14 protein-coding genes are annotated in these 18,428 nt (G+C 61.2%); 6 read left to right on the top strand and 8 right to left on the bottom strand.

Features of this window, described 5'->3' with window-relative positions:
* Positions 1 to 591: 591 nt before the first annotated feature.
* Positions 592 to 1,419, top strand: a complete 828-nt coding sequence (locus VGN12_28370) for a hypothetical protein (protein HEY4313399.1) — start codon at positions 592 to 594, stop codon at positions 1,417 to 1,419.
* A gap of 24 nt (positions 1,420 to 1,443) precedes the next feature.
* Here VGN12_28370 and VGN12_28365 read toward each other — a convergent pair whose 3' ends face one another.
* Together VGN12_28365 and polX are read right to left on the bottom strand one after the other, a co-directional pair.
* Entirely contained in the window at positions 1,444 to 2,388 is a 945-nt protein-coding gene (locus VGN12_28365; protein HEY4313398.1) for a dockerin type I domain-containing protein, read from the bottom strand.
* Positions 2,389 to 2,821: 433 nt separating this feature from the next.
* Positions 2,822 to 4,537, bottom strand: a complete 1,716-nt coding sequence (gene polX, locus VGN12_28360) for a DNA polymerase/3'-5' exonuclease PolX (GenBank protein HEY4313397.1) — start codon at positions 4,535 to 4,537, stop codon at positions 2,822 to 2,824.
* 213 nt (positions 4,538 to 4,750) lie between these two features.
* On the opposite strand from polX, the gene VGN12_28355 reads away from it, so the two are divergent.
* Positions 4,751 to 5,242 (top strand): SAM-dependent methyltransferase, encoded by a 492-nt coding sequence (locus VGN12_28355; protein ID HEY4313396.1) that lies wholly within the window; start codon positions 4,751 to 4,753, stop codon positions 5,240 to 5,242.
* A gap of 499 nt (positions 5,243 to 5,741) precedes the next feature.
* Positions 5,742 to 6,386, top strand: a complete 645-nt coding sequence (locus tag VGN12_28350; protein ID HEY4313395.1) for a hypothetical protein — start codon at positions 5,742 to 5,744, stop codon at positions 6,384 to 6,386.
* 627 nt (positions 6,387 to 7,013) lie between these two features.
* On the opposite strand, the gene VGN12_28345 is transcribed toward VGN12_28350, so the two are convergent.
* The 3 genes from VGN12_28345 to VGN12_28335 all read right to left on the bottom strand — a co-directional run bounded on the left by VGN12_28345 (position 7,014) and on the right by VGN12_28335 (position 9,468).
* Positions 7,014 to 7,502 (bottom strand): hypothetical protein, encoded by a 489-nt coding sequence (locus tag VGN12_28345; protein HEY4313394.1) that lies wholly within the window; start codon positions 7,500 to 7,502, stop codon positions 7,014 to 7,016.
* An 18-nt stretch (positions 7,503 to 7,520) separates the two neighbouring features.
* Positions 7,521 to 8,252 (bottom strand): 2OG-Fe(II) oxygenase, encoded by a 732-nt coding sequence (locus VGN12_28340; protein HEY4313393.1) that lies wholly within the window; start codon positions 8,250 to 8,252, stop codon positions 7,521 to 7,523.
* Between the two features lie 223 nt (positions 8,253 to 8,475).
* Positions 8,476 to 9,468, bottom strand: coding sequence for a GTPase (locus VGN12_28335; GenBank protein ID HEY4313392.1), 993 nt, complete (start codon positions 9,466 to 9,468; stop codon positions 8,476 to 8,478).
* A gap of 229 nt (positions 9,469 to 9,697) precedes the next feature.
* Between VGN12_28335 and VGN12_28330 the strand changes: the two genes are divergently transcribed.
* From VGN12_28330 to VGN12_28320, 3 genes are all read left to right on the top strand, one after another.
* Entirely contained in the window at positions 9,698 to 11,290 is a 1,593-nt protein-coding gene (locus VGN12_28330) for a carboxyl transferase domain-containing protein (protein ID HEY4313391.1), read from the top strand.
* A gap of 2 nt (positions 11,291 to 11,292) precedes the next feature.
* Entirely contained in the window at positions 11,293 to 13,266 is a 1,974-nt protein-coding gene (locus VGN12_28325; protein ID HEY4313390.1) for a biotin carboxylase N-terminal domain-containing protein, read from the top strand.
* Positions 13,267 to 13,408: 142 nt separating this feature from the next.
* Positions 13,409 to 15,196, top strand: coding sequence for an acyclic terpene utilization AtuA family protein (locus tag VGN12_28320; GenBank protein HEY4313389.1), 1,788 nt, complete (start codon positions 13,409 to 13,411; stop codon positions 15,194 to 15,196).
* A 115-nt stretch (positions 15,197 to 15,311) separates the two neighbouring features.
* On the opposite strand, the gene VGN12_28315 is transcribed toward VGN12_28320, so the two are convergent.
* The 3 genes from VGN12_28315 to VGN12_28305 form a co-directional block, all read right to left on the bottom strand.
* Positions 15,312 to 15,593 (bottom strand): hypothetical protein, encoded by a 282-nt coding sequence (locus tag VGN12_28315; GenBank protein ID HEY4313388.1) that lies wholly within the window; start codon positions 15,591 to 15,593, stop codon positions 15,312 to 15,314.
* 232 nt (positions 15,594 to 15,825) lie between these two features.
* Positions 15,826 to 16,617 (bottom strand): enoyl-CoA hydratase-related protein, encoded by a 792-nt coding sequence (locus VGN12_28310; protein ID HEY4313387.1) that lies wholly within the window; start codon positions 16,615 to 16,617, stop codon positions 15,826 to 15,828.
* Between the two features lie 51 nt (positions 16,618 to 16,668).
* Positions 16,669 to 18,246 (bottom strand): AMP-binding protein, encoded by a 1,578-nt coding sequence (locus VGN12_28305; protein HEY4313386.1) that lies wholly within the window; start codon positions 18,244 to 18,246, stop codon positions 16,669 to 16,671.
* Positions 18,247 to 18,428 lie beyond the last annotated feature (182 nt).

Here is an 18,428-nt window from a genome sequence, read left to right as displayed (position 1 = left end):
CCGCCATCGCACCGGAAAAAGCGCTGCCGGAATCATTCGGGAGCCGGAAAGGCGCAGGTAGCGGATTGAACAATCGCGAATCGGCTTGATCGTCGCCTTTCACAGCCACGCGGTTGGTACAATCAGGTAATGACGCGCGAAGGATTCTTCATCTGCGCGATAGGCATCGCCCTTGTGGTAGTTCTTGCTGCCATTCCCGTGTCGTTGATACGTCACGGCATGACTCGCGGGGCGAAGTATGGGCTTGTTGCTTGGCTCTTGTCGACCGTCTTTATCGCAATCTCCCCTCGGGGGCCGAGTGAAGGCCGTGTGCTTACGCTTTCGCTCTTGCCTTATGGCGCAGCATTTTTCTTCTACTTGTATCGGAGGCCGGCAGCCACGTCGCAGGATAGGGAAGATGGGCCGATCCACCAGGAGATGCCTAGACGCAATGACGGCGAACAGAGCTAGATCATACGCCGCTTCGCGCGTTCCCCTTTTCCAGCCGCTCGCAATTGCCCGGGGCTAACTCGCGTTCGCGCCTGGCGACCAAAAACGTAGAATGGCCGCGGGGCGATGCGACAACGGACCCGCTGCGCAAGGAATTCGAACATGTTCAAGCCGCGAACCCCCGAAGAGAAACTGCTGCTAAGCACCGTCCGCATCGAGACCGAGCACGGCACGGCGACGGGCTTTTTCTTCGGATTGCAGCACGGCCGGAGCGATCTGCTCATCACCAGCAGGCACGCCATCGAAGGGGCGTCGCGCGGAACGCTGCGACTCCACAATGCCGCCTGCAAGGATGACGGAGGCAACGCGCCGCCGACGTTCGATATCGAATTCGATAACTTTCAGGATCTGTGGATCCGGCATCACGACGAATCGATCGATCTGGTGGCCCTGCCCAGCCGAATCATCGACGATGCCGCGTCTCGGCTGCGGCATAATCCGCGTTGGATGGCAATCGAATCGTGCATGGCCCCCACCGAAACTCGACTCGAGGCGTTGAGTGCCGTCGAAGAGGTGCTCATGGTCGGCTATCCGAACGGCGTGTGGGAAAAGTCACATAGCCTGCCGATTTATTGTCGCGGCATCACGGCCAGCCATCCGAATATCGACTTCTGTGACAAGCCCGAGATTCTGCTCAATATCCCTTGCTTCCCGGGTTCGACGGGCTCGCCCGTTTTCATCCTGAATGCCAAAGGCCAGACCGACGAACACGGGAACGATCGCCCCGGCGAACCGCATAATCTGCTGCTGGGCGTGGTCTATTCGGCAGCGACGTTTGGCCCCGACGGTCAAATCGGGGCGCAGCCCGCGTCGACGGCGATCCGCTCGCGCGAAGATTTTGCGATCAACCTGACATACATCATCAAGGCACGCGAACTGTTGCAATTCGCGGATGTGGCATCGCAGCGTCGCCAGGTCGCATCGGCCTGATGAGGCGCCCCTTCCTGCTTAGCGTCAGCCGATGAAGTTTCGCGCCCGGGTTGCACGCATTTGCCGTCGCGCCAAAAGCGCCAGCAAGCCGACGCCCAGCAGGGCAATCGTCGACGGTTCAGGCACCGCGGCCGCCTGCGCGCCGGCGCCGGACGTATGCAGCCAGTTCGAAGAAACGAGCGCAATGTCTTGGGCGTTGACGATGCCGTCATGGTTGACGTCGCTCGCCAGGTTGGCCCCGGCTTGCAGCCAGCTCGACGAGACCAAAGCCAGATCCTGGCCATTCACGATCCCGTCGTTGTTAACGTCACCGGTCAGGCTCGTCGTGGGCACGGTGGTCAGCGTGTCGATGCGTGCCGAGACTTGGCTCGACGAAGTATCACCCGCCACATAGGTGAGGGTATAGCTGCTCGCGGCGGGCACGTTGTCCCATTCGACGCGATAGTAGAAGTCGCCGCCGCCGAATCCGCCGCTGGCCACTCCTTCGTCGACTTGCGTGATTTGTGTCGGCTGCAGAGGACTACCCATGAGTCCCGCGAGGCTCACTCCGAAGAGCGTCTGGTCGAGCGCACTCCCCAGCACCTCAGCCTGAAACACAATGGTCGTCGTGGCACCGCTCGACAACGTCGGCGCCGGAACGGTTGCCTGCAGATTCAAGATTGCATCGAACGAATAGATGTGGGCCGCCGGTGGCGTTCCGATGATGAACGCGTCGTCGGTGTTGGCGGTCGTGTCGACCCACGTCGGAGTGCCGTAGGGGTTGTTGACGTGCGTTGCCGGGTTGGGGCCCGTCGGACTCGTGAATCCATCCCATTCCTGGTAGGTCGTATTGGCCTGGCCAAAAAAGGAAGGATTAACGAGTGGCACCGCACTCGCGCGTGCGCCTGCAACGATGAATGCCGTGGCCAAGGCAACCGCCGTCGCGCGGCGACCGATTTTCGTCAGAAGTTCTCTGGTTCCTGCACGCATGTTTAAATCTTTCACGGGGATGATGGTTCGACTACGGGAGCGCGACGACAAAGGGGCACCGCTCACAACGGCGGGCAGGTGGTTCGGGGCGGCAACAGAAACGATTGCGCCAGCCCCTGGAGGCCGGTACGCGCGCGGTCCTGCGGAAGGAAAATGCAGAGGCTCTGGGCGCGTGGAACGACCTTCGGAAGAATCCGAGTGGTCAGTGGCGAACCATCGGTTCACCACCAGCATTTCGCTGACGGCCAAGAGTGGCGAGCGAGCTTAGGGCTAGCGAGCGACCTCTAGATAATCGAGACCAGACCTGCTTATTGATACTTAGTCTCAATTGGGGTTAATTCTAACCAAGAGTGCATCGCCGTCAATAGTTTTGAGCGCGATTCCTTCGACGGTCCGGGCCATCGCCGTGCCGCCCTCGCGCGGGATACAGCGCTCATTTCCCGATCAGCTTCCGCATCTCGGTCCAACTGCGTGTGTTGGCCACGTCGGCCTTGGTCAGCCCGGCGCGTCGCGCTTGATTGATCCCGTAGCGCAGCACGTCCAGGCCGATCGTGCTGTGGGCATCGCTCGAGATCACGATCGGAATTCTGTGGCTTTTGGCCGCCGCGCAGGCCACGTCGTCCAGGTCGAGCCGGGCCGGATTGGCGTTCAACTCCAGCAGCTTGCCGTAGTCGCTGGCCACCTTGAAAACCTCGTCCAAATCAACGTCGTACGACTTTCGCCGATTGAGGATTCGGCCCGTCGGATGCGCGATCGCCGATATGTAGGGGTTTTGCAGCGCTTCGACGATGCGCTTCGTGATCTGCTCGCGCGGCTGATTCTGTCCGTAATGGACGCTCGCCACGATCCAGTCGGCCCCGGCCAGAACATCGTCGTCGAGATCGAGTCCCCCCTTCTCCAGGATATCGACCTCGACTCCTTTCAGAATCTTGAAGCCGCGCAGCCCTTCGTTCAGCTTGTCGATCTTGGCCCACTGCCGCTTCAAGCGCGTACCGTCCAGGCCGTTGGCCATCGTCACGCGTTTCGAGTGATCCGTAATCGCGATGTACGCCAGGCCGCGCTCGCGGGCCGCGGCAATCATCTCGTCGAGCGTCGCCTTGCCGTCCGTGGCATCGGTGTGCATGTGCAGATCGCCACGCAAGTCTTCGAGCGTTACCAGCTCAGGCAGTTTCCCTTCGTCGGCCCATTCAAACTCTCGGCGTGCTTCGCGCAGCTCGGGTGGAAACACCGGCAAGCCCAGCGACGCGTAAAGTTCTTGCTCGGTACGACCGGCAATCGACTTCTCGCCCTGGTAGACGCCGTATTCGTTGATCTTCAAGCCTTTCGCCTTCGCGCGGCCGCGCAAGATGACGTTATGCGCCTTCGAGCCGGTGAAGTATTGCAGCGCCGCGCCGAACGATTCCGCGGCCACGACGCGCAGATCGACCTGCAGCCCGCCCGATAGCCGTACCGACATCTTGGTATCGCCGCGGGCGATCGTGTCGGTCACTCCCTCGTACTTGCCGAAATGATCCATCACCACGTCTGGCTTGCTCGAAGCAACCAGCAGGTCCAGATCGCCGATCGTTTCGCGCCGGCGACGATAACTGCCGGCCGCCTCGGCCTGTTCGACCGCCTTACACTCGCGCAAGTGCTTCAACAAAGACTGCACGTACTCGTCGGCCGTGGCCCAATAGATGCGATCTTCGCTCGTGGCGGCGATCGACAGCCCTTCCAGAATCTTCTGTTCGGTTTTTTCGCCAAAGCCTTTCAAGTCGCGCACGCGATGGGCTTCGCACGCCTCGCGCAGTTGTTCCAGCGTGCCGATCTTCAAATCCTTGTACAGGACGGCCGCCTTCTTCGGCCCCAAACCCGGCACACGCAACAGAGCCAAAACCGACGGCGGCGTCTTGGCCGTCAACTCGGCCAGCAGCGGCAATTCGCCGGTCGTGACCAGCGTCGTAATCTTGTCGGCCAGATCCTTGCCCACGCCTGCCAGGTCGGTGAGCTTTCGCTCGGGGTCCTTGGCGATCGTGGCGATCGACTCCGTGAGATCGCGCAGCGTCGCGGCCGCGTTGCGATACGCCCGCAGGCGAAAAGGATTCTCTCCCTGAAATTCGAGCAGGTCGGCCACCTGGTCAAAAATGTCGGCAATCTGGCCGTTCTTCATCGTCATGCGCGTGCAAAGTCAAAGGCAACAATCCGTAAATCCTAGAGGACGCCAGCTCTCGCGCCCCCGAACCAGATCATATCATAACGGTCTATGCCGGTAGTATTCAGACGACGGGCACGATCAGATTCGCAAACCTGTAGGGTGCGTCCGCGAAGCACCGCATTTAGACGACGGGCACGGTTGGCATCTTCATATTCGCGAAAGGTAATCATGGGCAACTCGCAACAGGAATTCGCAATCCGCGCAATTGGTCATGTACGTTCAACCCGCTCGGCGGCGGTCGACGACTTTTGGGGCGGCACCGTGGCCACGATCGAACTTGATGCCGAGCAATTCGATGCATCGGCACTGGCAGGCCTGACCGATTTCTCGCACGTGCAGATCGTGTACGTCTTCGATCGCGTCGATCCGGCGAAGATCGTCACCGCGGCTGAACACCCACGCGAGAATCCGGCCTGGCCGAAGGTCGGCATCTTCGCTCAGCGCAAGAAGAACCGCCCGAACCGATTGGGCCTGTCGACGTGCCGCCTGGTTTCGGTCGACGGCATTACGATTGCAGTCGCCGAACTCGACGCCATCGACGGTACGCCAGTTGTCGACATCAAGCCGTACGTCCTGGAATTCGAACCGCGCCGCGAAGAAACCCGCCAGCCGAAATGGATCAGCGAACTAATGGCGGATTATTTCAAAGCGAAGGCATGACGATAATGCGAGAGCTGCCTCCGGAAATGCTGCAATAGCCCCGGAGGGGCGGCATAGTGTAGCCGTGTGGCGTGAGCCCACGGTGAACGGCTGCGTAGCGCAACAAAAGAGCCCCGAAGGGGCGACATCGATCGTACACTGACACTTCGCTGCCGCCCCTTGCGGGGCTGACGACGGTTTTTGTTCGCGAATTATTCCATGGGCTCGCGCCCACGGCTACACACTGTCGCCCCTTTCGGGGCTCAGAGCGTTTTTTCATCGTCGCGCCGACACTTGAAAGAAGATTCAAAATGTTGAATGCTCTGGGCTAATCTGTGTGACGCCTACGCAGGTACGAATCACTGAAATTCCTCGACAATGCGAAACTAGTTTTTTAACCCCTCTCCGCCGCGGGGGAGAGGGCAGGTGAGGGGAGCGAATGCCAAGTGACATTCTGGTTTGTGGGCCTTAGAATCTAGTGTATTAGGCAATTTTCTTACCGCGAGTTCGCAGCTGAATCATGCGCCCTTGGTTAAAGGAAGCCATGCCGCTGTTCGGCGTCCTCGGCGCGGTCGGGGCATTCGTGGCGGTCGCGGTCTACAACAGCAGGCCTTCGTATCCCTACGGGCGGAGCCATAGCTGCTTGAAGGGAATTGGATTAGCGCTGCAAAACTACAGCGACACCTATGGCGGCCGATTTCCGGTTGGCGAATCGTCAAGCGAAGCATCTCTGAGCTTGCTCTATCGAGAACATCTTATGGACGCAGAAACCTTGCGCGGCAAAACAGTTCCGTTGCACGTAGTTCAGAAAGTCCTTGAGCGCGGTGAGCTCCTCGGCCCGAAAACATGCGGTTGGCACTACGTTGAAGGGTTAAAGACTACTGACGATCCCCGAATCGCTATCGTCTGGGACAAAATCGGCCTAGGCCATAACGGTCAGACGCTGCCCGAAGGGGGCCATTCCGTCCTCTTTATTCGCGGCAGCGAGGAAGTCATCTCCGGCCGGGATTGGGAAACATTTCTCGCCGAGCAAGAAAAGCTGCTGAGTAAGCGCAAGAAATCGACGCCATCGACGGCACGCCGGTCGTCGACATCAAGCCCTACGTTCTGGAGTTCGAACCACCACGCGAAGAAATCCGGCAACCGCGATGGATCAGCGAACTGATGGCGGATTATTTCAAGGCAAAGGCATGACGGATTACGCGAGAGCATGATCTTTAACCCCTCTTCCCTGCGGGGGAGAGGACAGGTTGAGGGGGCTCCCATTAGCGACAGACATCTTACTGCAGTGAGCATCGAGGAAGTCGATCTCTTCCAACGCACACGGTTGCAGTCCAACCACGCGACGCACCTTGCCCATTTTGTCTACATGAGCAGTCTGCGGATGATGACCTTGCTCGGTGCGCAAGGCTCGCATTACGCTTCGCCATGCGATCAATTTTAGCGCTGATAATCGCGAGTGCCGCTAGCGGTTGTGCGTCCGCACCGTCACAACCGCCGCCGCGATACGCTTACCCACAGCCGGGCGAGGTAGTGACGCCAGCGCATCCAACCGAGCCACCACAACAGCCGACGTTTCTTCAAAAGGCCGCGCTCGTTCCCGCGGAACTAATACACTTCTGCACGCCGTTTAGTTTGGGCGATCCTCTTTAGGCACCGCCTGTCGACGAAGCCAACACTTGTACGTTGTAAAATCGTAGGACGCGACGTGTAGACGCCGAACAAACAGATCACTCAAGCTTCATCGGCGAATCACCCCAGATCGCATTTCACGAAATCACCGGCCGCGGCGCTACGCGTGCAAGACCATCCAGCGCATCCACCAGCACTCGAATCCGGTGCCGGCGGCAAAGGATCCCCAGAATGCAGCGAGCCACCACCGTCGGGCGAGTAGCGCACCGCATGCCATGCCGGCGCTGCCGAAGCAGCCGATCGTCAGCCCACCGAAAAGAACAATCATCACGAACGTTTCTGGCCAGTTAAAAACTCGATTGGTGAGCTCAAGGCGAATTTCGCCGAGCAAGCACACTGCCGGCACAGCCCCGGCGAACAGCCAAGGGAGTTGTCGCTTCCCGTCGAGCGCGAGAATTGTCAGTGGCAAAGCAACAGGCAGCCACTGGACGAGCGTCACAAACAACACCCTATCCCAGCCGCCTTGCGGAACACGCAGACCTGAAACCCAATTAGGCCATGCAAAAGTAATCGCCGCGACGGCGCACAGCAGCAGAATCTGCCGCACGCTGATCTGTAGTCCTGCTTTGGGCGCGACGTTCATACTCATATTCACGCCTAACGAGAGTCACTTCGCGTCGTGAAAGATAATTCCCAGTGTGAATCGCTCGCCGCTGCGTAATCGGCTGACGCCGTGCCGCATGTTCGCCCGGTAGATGCCGCGCGTTCCGCTTGCCGGACGAGCCTGCACGGGAAAGATTACCCCTTCTCCTTGTCGTAGCGGCACCACTTCGACGCGCGATTGCTTACGGGGCCGCTGCTCGGTCAGCACGAATTCGCCGCCGGTGAAATCGCGGGTCGAGTCCGACAGCAAGATCGCCACCTGCAACGGGAAGACATGCTCGCCGTACACATCCTGGTGCAAACAATTGAAATCGCCCGTCTCGTAGCGCAGCACCAGCGGCGTCGGCCGCTCCTGCCCAGCCGCGTGGCAGCGGTTTAGAAATGCCGCGTGATCGGCAGGGAAGCGCTGCTCACGTCGCAATGCCGCGTTCCAACGATTGGCGATTTCCGCAAGGGCCGGGTAAAGCTCGGACCGCAGTTCGGCAACCAGCTCGGGCAGTGGATAATCGAAATACTTGTACACGCCGCGGCCATACCCATGCCGGGCCATGACGATCGTCTTGCGAAAATGCGAGTCGTCCGCGAATGACTTACGCAGCGTGGCGCACTGCCGTAGGGTGAGGAGTGGTTCGGTGGTCGCGCAGCCGTACTCGTCCAGCTCTGTGGAGATTGCCGCCCAATCGAGCGTGCGTGGCTTGCTGCGGTTTGCTAACTTTGTTGTTTGAGCCTTGGCCATGCGCTGTGTCCTGGCGAGATTGAAAGCGGAGCCCCTCACCCTGCCCTCTCCCGAAGGGAGAGGGGTTTTAATGATCGACTCGTTTTATGATCGCATGGTTTCTTATGGGGAGAACGAATTTTTTTGAGACCAAGAGTACAAGGCGGGCGGGACGCCCGCCCCCCAGTGGTTTCCGCGAAGGCCAAGGCTAAGTCGGCAGTTCCATTTAAATATCTAGCTCCGCTTAAATATGCAGCTCTATTACGTCTTTGTCTGAGAGCACGTGGTCCCCTTTTACGGGCGTGCCGTCGTGGACGCCGGCGCCCCAGACGCGGGCGGTCTTCAATTGCTCGGCGAAGTCTTTGTGTACCAGCGCCGCGACGTCGGCCACGGTGCCGCCGCGGCGTAGCGTGAATGGTCGCTCGTAGTCTGGGCCTTTCGCCTTGGGATGCTTTGTGTAGACGCGCATCACGTCGAGTGCCTGGTAGCTGGCCGTGCGTAATTCTTCCAGGCCTGTGCCGACCTGGGCCGAGACGACGAACTCGGCGAAATCCCATTGCTTCGATTCGTGCATCAGTTCGAGCCGAATCGAGGCGTCTTCCAGGTCGATCTTGTTCGGCACCAACAGTGTCTGTGTAAATGACAGGCCGATGTCGTCCTCGTCCAGGTGCGAAGTCCGCGCCAGGCGCGTCTTCGTTGTGCCCAGCTTGTCGAGCACGGCCTGGCACTCGTCGATTCCTTCATCGCTTCCCAGATCGACCAGCAGCAGCACCAGGTCCGCGCCGCGAATCAGTCCCTGCATGTAGGTTTCGAAGATGTCGGGCGTGATCGGCGGGGTGTCGATCAATTGCACCTGCACATCTTCCCAAGTCATCATGCCTGGCAAGGGTATGCGCGTCGTGAAGGGATACGGCGCGATCTCGGGCGTGGCCCGGGTTAGCGCGGCCAACAGTTGGCTTTTGCCCGCGTTGGGCCCGCCCACGAGCAACACTGTGCCGGCCCCCTGCCGCGGAATCTTGACGCCGGTCTGCTTGGCCGGCGTTTTTTTCGCGGCTTCGACCTCTTTCTTCGCCCGACTGATCTTTTGCTTGAGGTCCGACTGCAGTTTTTCCGAAGCTTTGTGCTTCGGCATCTCGCGGAACATCACCTCGAGCCATTTCAGTTCCTCGTCGACCGTGGTGGCCCGGCGATAGGCTTCTTCAGCCTTGTGATATTGCGGAGTAAGGTTCGTGGCCATGGCGGCGAGCGCGATCTATGAAAGGTGGAACGATCTTTCACACAGCATACCGTTTGCCCCCCGCGCGTTGCAGCAACACGGGCACGGCCCCGATCCCAGCGGACAAGCGATATTCTGCCGGTCAGCCAGTTGACGCCGCTCGGCCGCGCCGTTACCGTTCCCAACTAGCCGCGCGAGGGGTTTCGTTGCTCGCTCATTCGAGGGAGATTCGCTGGTCGTGACGCGTTCGGTGCTTCGTTCCAAAATCGATCGTAACGCGGCCGCATTTCAGGCAAATCGCGCCGCGCTCACATCCCAGATCGAAGAGCTGAACAAGCTGCTCGAAGGGGCTCGCGCCGGTGGCGGACCGAAATACACCGAGCGGCATCACAAGCGAGGCAAGCTGCTGGCGCGCGAGCGCGTCGAGCTGCTCGTCGATCGCGATTCGCCGTTCCTCGAATTGTCGAGCGTCGCCGCTGCCGGCACCGAATATCATGTCGGCGGTTCCGGCGTCGGCGGGATCGGCGTCGTGTCCGGCGTCGAATGCGTCATTACCGGCAATGACCCCACGGTACGCGGCGGCGCGGTGAATCCCTATTCGCTCGCGAAATCCATGCGGGCGCTCGCCATCGCGCGGCAAAACCGGCTGCCTGTTATCTTTCTGGTCGAATCGGGCGGAGCGGATTTGCCCCGGCAGGCCGAGATCTTCGTGCCGGGGGGCGCCGTGTTTCGCGATTTGACGCAGCTCTCGGCCATGAACATTCCGACACTTGCCCTGGTGTTCGGCAATTCCACGGCCGGCGGCGCGTACAACCCCGCGATGTGCGATTACTCGGTCTTCGTCCGCGGCCGTGCAAAGGTGTTTCTCGGCGGCCCGCCGCTGGTGAAGATGGCCACTGGCGAAGAATCGACCGACGAAGAATTGGGCGGAGCCGAGATGCACGCCCGCGTCTCGGGCCTGTCGGATTTCCTGGCCAACGATGAACTCGACGCGCTGCGCTTGGGCCGGCAGATCATGGCCAACCTCAACTGGCGCAAGCACGGCCCGGCGCCGAGCGGCCACGTCGCTGAACCATTGTACGACGCCGAAGACTTGCTCGGGCTTGCCCCGTCGGACTTGAAGGTTCCGGCCGATATTTATGAGATCCTGGCCCGCGTCGTCGATGGTTCGCAATTCGACGAATACAAACCACTCTACGGCACCAGCCTGGTGACCGGTTGGGCGTCGATCCACGGTTTTCCGGTGGGCATCTTGGCGAACGCGCGCGGCGTGCTGTTCTCTGAGGAAGCCCAAAAGGCCACGCAGTTCATCCAGTTGGCCAATCGTAACGACGTGCCGCTGGTGTTCATTCAAAACGTGACCGGCTACATGGTGGGCAAGGAATACGAGCAGCGCGGCATCATCAAGCATGGCGCCATGATGATCAACGCCGTCTCGAATAGCACGGTGCCGCACGTCACGCTGCAGATCGGCGCTTCGTACGGCGCCGGAAATTACGGCATGTGCGGCCGGGCTTACAATCCGCGCTTTGTGTTCATCTGGCCCAACAGCAAGACGGCCGTCATGGGTCCGCAGCAATTGGCCGGCGTGATGTCGATCGTCAGTCGTGCCGCCGCGGCCGAGGCGGGCCGGCCGTTCGACGAGCAGGCCGACAAGATGCAGCGGGCCTTTATCGAAAATCAGATCGAAAAAGAGTCGCTCGCCGAATATACGAGCGCGCGGATTTACGACGACGGCATCATCGACCCACGCGATACGCGCACAGTGCTGGGCATCGCCCTTTCGGCCTGCCATTCCAACGTGGTGCAAGGCACGCGGCAGTGGGGCGTCTTTCGCATGTAAAAATGAAGAAGATCCTGATTGCAAATCGTGGCGAAATCGCCCGCCGTATCATGCGCACCTGTCGCGAGATGGGTATCGCGACGGTCGCCGTCTGCTCAGAACCGGACAGGGACGCGCCGTTCGTGCGCGAGGCGGATGAAACGGTGCCGCTCGCGGGCGCGTCCAGCGCCGAAACGTATTTAAATGTCGACGCACTGCTGAAGGCCGTGCAACTGACGGGCGCCGATGCGGTCCATCCGGGCTATGGTTTTCTTTCGGAGAATGCCGACTTCGCACGCCGCGTCGGCCAGGCCGGCCTGACGTTTATCGGCCCCACGCCCGACGCCATTGCCGCGATGGGCTCGAAGATCGAGGCCAAGCGCCGCATGCAGGATTCGGGGGTCGCGGTGCTGTCCAGCATCGCGGTCACCACTCAATCCGCCGCGGATTTGGCGCGCGAGGCCGCGACACTCGGTCCGGCCATTTTGGTCAAAGCGTCGGCCGGCGGCGGTGGACGCGGCATGCGCATCGTGCGGAACGCGTCCGAATTGCCGGCAGCGGTCGAGGCGGCGCAGCGCGAAGCACTGTCGGCGTTCGGCGACTCGACGGTATTTCTAGAGCCGTATGTCGACGCGCCGCGCCACATCGAAGTACAAATCTTCGGCGATACGCACGGCAATATCATCCATCTGCTCGAGCGCGAATGCTCGATCCAGCGCCGACATCAAAAGATTGTCGAAGAAGCCCCCTCGGTCGCGCTCGATGAGAAGCTGCGCGGCGCCATTTGCAGTGCCGCCGTCCGAGCCGGCCAGGCGATCGGTTACACGAGCGCCGGCACCGTTGAATTTCTGCTCGCGCCGGATGGCAAGTTTTACTTCCTGGAAGTCAACACGCGGCTGCAAGTCGAACATCCCGTGACCGAGGAGATTCTCGGCCTCGACCTGGTTCGTTTGCAGATTCTGGTCGCGCAGGGCCATGCATTGCCCCCCGAGGTCTGGCAGGCGAAACCCCTAGGACATTCCATCGAGGTGCGGCTGTACGCCGAGGATCCCGCGCACGGATACGCACCATCGACAGGCCGATTGCATCGCTTTCGCGTCCCCACTGGTCCGGGCATCCGGCTCGAGTCGGGTGTCGTCGATGGTTCGACCATCACGTCGTACTACGACCCGATGCTGGCGAAAGTGATTGTCCATGCGCCGACACGCGCCGAAGCCGCGCGGGCGCTCAGTGCAACCTTGGCCCGCTCGCAGATCCACGGCCCGCACACGAATCGCGAATTGCTGGTGCGTATTCTGCGTCATCCGCAATTTCTGGCCGGCGAGACCGACACGCATTTCCTCGAACGACATCCGGCCGCCGAACTTTCGGCACCGCTGTGCGACACGGCCGGCGAGAAACTGCACGCCGCCGCGGCGGCTCTGGCGGCGGCAACGCAGCGGCATGCGGACGCACCGGTGCTGTCCACGATTCCTGCCGGCTGGCGCAACAATCCTTCGCAATACGAGACGGTGAAGTTCCAGGGCACCCATGGCGAGATCGAGGTCGCCTATCGCTGGTCGCGCGGCACACTAAGCCTATCGATCGATGGCGAAGCGCTCACCGGAATTCGCGTCGGTCGCTGCTGTGGCGAGCATGTGGAACTCGAGGCGGACGAAATTCTTCGCTCTTATGACGTCCATCGCGTTGACGACACACATTATGTCGACAGCCCACTCGGTTCGTCGGTGCTCGTCGAGTTGCCTCGTTTCCCCACGGCCGAGGAAGAGGTACAGCCGGGCTCGCTCGTGGCGCCCCTCCCTGGTGTGGTGGACGCGGTGAAAGTAGCGGTCGGCGATCACGTGGCGGCCGGTGACGTGCTGGTCGTGATCGAATCGATGAAAATGCTCTACCCGGTCACGGCCCCCGCGGCAGGACGCGTTACCGCACTACACGCGCAAAAGGCGATGCACGTCGAGGCCCGGACGGTGCTGGCCGTCATCGAGGAAAGCACCTGAACACCGGCGGCAGGACTGAGGGCTTTCCCATACCACGGGCTCGGTCGATAGAATGACGGTTTCTCGTGGCGCATGCTCGACGGCTTTTGTCCGCCGGGCACCCATTTCAAAGTTCTGTTCCCCCCGCTTGTAGGAATGTTCTATGTCGGCCCAGTCGCAACCGCTGCGTATCGCCAATTGTTCAGGTTTCTATGGCGACCGCCTGTCGGCCGCGCGCGAGATGCTGGAAGGGGGACCGATCGATTATCTCACCGGCGATTATCTGGCCGAGCTGACGATGTTGATCCTCTTCAAGTCGCAGCAGAAGGAAGCCACGAAGGGGTACGCCACGACCTTCCTGCGGCAAATGGAAGTCGTACTCGGCCTGGCGATGGAGCGGGGCGTAAAAATCGTGACGGATGCCGGCGGCTTGAATCCAGCCGGCCTCGCGGGCGAGCTACACGCCCTGGCCGATAAGCTGGGCATCAAAACTTCGATCGCCCATATCGAAGGGGATAACTTATTGCCGAAGCTGCCAGCGCTGCGCGCCGGCGGCGAAGAGCTGCGGCATCTCGATACGGGCCGTCCATTGGCCGAGTTGAAAGCCCCGCCACTGACCGCCAACGCTTATCTCGGTGCGTGGGGCATTGTCGAGGCGCTTTCGCACGGCGCGAATATCGTGGTCTGCCCACGCGTCACTGATGCATCGGTGGTCGTGGGCCCGGCCGCCTATCATTTCGGCTGGCAGCGTACCGACTGGGATCGTTTGGCCGGCGCCGTCGTGACCGGGCACGTGCTGGAATGCGGCGCGCAAGCGACCGGCGGAAACTACGCGTTCTTTCGCGAGGTGCCGGGGCTCGAACATCCCGGCTTTCCGCTGGCCGAGATGCATGCCGACGGCTCGAGCGTTATCACTAAACATCCCGGCACGGGGGGCCTCGTTTCGGTCGGCACCGTGACCGCGCAACTGCTTTATGAAATTGACGGGACCCGCTATTTGAATCCCGACGTCGTTACCCGTTTCGACACGATTCAGCTCGCGCAACAGGGACCGGATCGAGTATTGATCTCCGGCGTGCGCGGCGAACCTGCGCCCGACCGGGTCAAGGTCTGCATCAATTACCTGGGCGGATTCCGCAACTCGATGACATTTATCCTGACCGGGTTGGATATCGAGGCCAAAGCCGATCTGGCCCGTCGCACCTTGATCAAGGAACTTGGCGGCCCCGACAAATTCGACGCGCTCGATTTCGACCTCGTGCGAAGCGACAAGCCTGACGCATCGACCAATCCCGAGGCCAGCGCTCAACTGCGAGTCACCGCCAAGGGGCAGGATCCGAAACGCGTGGGCCGCGCCTTCTCGAACGCCGTGGTCGAAATGGTGCTGGCCAGCTTCCCGGGTTTCTACTGCACCACGCCGCCGCAAGAAGCTACTCCGTATGGCGTCTATTGGCCGGCGCTCGTGCCCGCCGCTGTGCCGGAATACAAGGTGATCCTGCCCGACGGTAAATCGATCGCCGTGCCCCCCGCCCCAACCGCCGGTGGCATCATCAACCCACCGGACACCGGCGAGATGCCCATCCCGAAAGACGCCGTTGGTGGCACGACGAAACGCGTTCCGCTAGGAACCATCTTCGGTGCGCGGTCAGGGGATAAAGGTGGGAACGCCAACGTTGGCGTCTGGGCCCGCAGCGATCGTGGCTACGACTGGCTGAACTCGTTCCTGAACGTCGATCAGTTCAAGCTGCTCGTGCCCGAGGCGACGGAGCTGGTGGTGCGACGTTTCGAATTTCCCCTGCTCAAGGCGTTGAACTTCGTCGTCGTGGGGCTGTTGGGCGAGGGCGTTTCCTCGTCGACGCGGCCCGACGCACAGGCCAAGAGCCTGGGTGAATTTCTGCGCTCGCGACTGATCGACCTGCCGGAAGTGCTGCTGGTCGACGCACCGAAGTAACGTCGAAGGATCTCCGCGCACAGCCGACGCTCACAAAACGCAACTGGCCGCCAGGGCCATTCGCCCGGCGGCCAGTATTTGTTATGCGCTCCGCGATACGCGGAGAATTTTCAGACTACTTAGGAGCGTCAGCCGCGCCTTCTTTGGCACCGTCGACAGCGCCTTCAGCGGCACCCTTCAGCTTCTCGCCGACGGACTTCGTCTCTTCGACCACGGCCTCACCGGCCTTATGGGCCGCATCGACAGCGTGCTCACCAGCTTCCTTGGCCTTGTCACCAGCTTCGTGAGCAGCGGCGGCAGCCTTGTCGGCTTCGGCCTTGCCGGCCTTCTTGGCTTCGGCGCAACCGACCAAGCTGACAGCGCTCAAAACCATCAACGTTCCAATAAACTTCTTCATAACAACACGATCCTTTCTCAGGCAATAAAATCGGCGAACCCCCCACAGAACGACGGACCCCCGGCCCGCCGCTCTCACCAAACTTTAGATTCCAAAACGGCCCGGTTTATTCCCGGGCCTGTAGAAAACAATGTTCAGACAATCCCTGCCGCCGGATATCCGGACCAATCGGCGATATCCAACGCGACTTCTGCAGAAAGCCCATGCCATGCAAAGTTCGCATCAAGAATCGTTAATCCGTGTTCCAGGCGGCCTTCCGTTTTTGCAGAAATGCCGCGATCCCCTCGGCGAGTTCCGCACTTTCCCAACGGTCGGCCAGTTGCTCGGTCGTGTACAAAATATTCTCTGCCGTTTCGTGATTACTGACAAACGCGATGAGCCGCTTGCAATCGGCCACGGCCCCCGGCGCGCAGCGCAAGAATGCAGCGATTTCACGATGGATCGCGGCGTCCAAAACCGATGGCTCGACAACGTCGTCCAGCAATCCCCAGCGTACGGCCGCGGCACCGTCCATGTCCGTGGCATTCAGCATCACGCGCCGCGCACGCGGCACACCCAGCTTCGCCACGACATAGGGCGAGATCGTGGCCGGCACCAATCCTAGCCGCACCTCGGTCAAACAGTACCGGGCCGTGGTCACGCCAATCGCGATATCGCAAATCGAAATCAGTCCCAGGCCGCCCCCAAAGGCTGAACCGTTGATCCGCCCCACGATCGGCCGCGGCAGGCTATCCAACTCGGCAAGCAGCGTCGCCAGCTCGGTCGCGTCGGCAATCCGCTCGGCCCGCGAACGTTTCGCCTGGACTTGCATCTCCTTCAAATCGCCGCCGGCGCAAAAATGATCGCCAGCGCCCGAAAGCACGACGACGCGCACCGTGCTGTCCGCAGCCAGCCGATCGGTCGCGGCACGCAGGTCGCGAATCATCTGCTGCGACATGGCATTGCGCGCCTCGGGCCGATTGAGCGTCAGGCGCGCCACACCAACCGGGTCAACTTCGAGCGTGATCGTTTGAAAGTCGGTCATTTTTAGTAGGCAGTAGTTCGTAGTCGGTAGCTAGTTATTGGCAAAGGCAATTCAGGGAGCTTTTGTGTCGGCGTTCTCTTGCGCTTTTTCGCGCAGTACGCGGCGTAGGATCTTGCCGATGTTGCTTTTCGGTAGCGCGTGCAGGAAATGGACGTGCGTCGGAGCCTTGAAGCGGGCCACGTGCCGGCAAACGTGCTCGACGACTTCCGTTTCGCTCACGGTCGCGCCCGGCTTCGAAACCACGAACGCCACGACATTCTCTCCGTAAACGGCATCGGGCACGCCCACCACGGCAGCCTCGGCCACGGCCGGATGCTCGTGCAGCACCGCTTCCAGTTCGGCCGGATAAATATTCTCGCCGCCGCGGATGATCATGTCCTTCTTGCGATCCACGACGAACAGATAGCCATCGTCATCGAGATATCCGACATCGCCAGTGTGCAGCCAGCCGCCGCGTAAGACTTGCTCGGTTTCGTCAGGCCGATTGTGATAACCCTGCATGACGATGGGCCCGCGGAGGCAGATTTCGCCTCGCTTGCCGGCCGGCAGTGACTCGTCGGCGTCGTCGAGAATCTTGAGTTCGGTGTTGAAATAGGCGCGCCCCGCCGAGCCCGGCCGATACGCCTCGGTGCGACGGTTGGCCGTCCCGAGCCCAGTTCCTTCGGTCAGACCGTACACTTCGCGAATCCGCGCCGGATAGCGACGCATGAACGCCTGCGCCAACTCGACCGGCAGCGGCGCGCCGCCACACACCACTTCGACCAGCGACGACAGGTCGTAATCCTTCGCCTTCGGATGATGCAGCAGTACGGCTAGAATCGTCGGCACGGCGGCCGTGGCCGTGGCGCGATGTTTATGGATCAGGGCCATGAACGACTCGGGCTCGAACCACCGCAATTGAATCAACCGCGTCTGATCGGCCAGGTAGTCGGGCGTCATGAGCAAGTCGTGCATGATCGCCACGCCGAAAATATGCGCAATCGGCATCGCGCTGAGCGTGGTCCGCGGCCATTTCCACTGCGGCAGCTCGGCGGCCTCGACCACCGCCTCGGCACTGGCCAACAGATTGCCATGCGAGAGCAAGACCCCCTTGGGCCGCCCCGTAGTGCCTGACGAATAGAGCATCACAGCGCCATCGCCGTGGCCGATCTTCGGTAGCGCCGCGCTCGGATCGAAATCCAACAGCGCATCGAGATTCACTTCCGGGGGCGTGGCCTGCGGATTGTCGACGCCCCCTTGCACCAGAATCTGGCGCACGTGCGGCAGGCCCGCGGCGGCTTCGCGTACCGTGGCCAGGCGATCGGCGTCGGTAATCACGAATTGCGCCTGCGTATCGGCCAGCACGTATCGCAGCTCGGCCGGGGCCGCCTGCGGCATGACTGGTACGGCCGTCGCGCCGCAGCGAAAGATTCCCTGGAAGACAGGATAGACCAGGGCGTGATTCATCATCAGCACGATGGCCCGCGCGCCCCGCTCGAGCCCCAATTCAGCGAACGCCGCTTGCAGCCGTTGCCCCCGGTCGAGCAATTGGACGTAGGTGAAATGCTCGCCGTCGATCTCGTAGCAGCACCGCTCGCCCAAGCGGGCCGCCGACGCTTCCGCCAATTCCGCGAGATTCTCAATCGTCATGGTCCCCCCCTCGCTTCGTTCCATCTGGCGGCATTAGTCGCCCGGAGAATCGCGTCACGGATGACGGCCGTTCCGACCGATCGTCACGCGAACCCCTGTCGCGCAATCGCCATCGCACAGACACCATTGAGCACAGCGCGACTTACCCGCCCGTCGCGGTCCTAGAATTCCGCCTTCCCTTC

The organism is Pirellulales bacterium (genome assembly GCA_036499395.1).
GTDB lineage: Bacteria > Planctomycetota > Planctomycetia > Pirellulales > JACPPG01 > JACPPG01.
The sequence above is the reverse complement of the archived record's forward strand: the minus strand, read 5'-3'. Positions and strand labels throughout refer to the sequence as shown.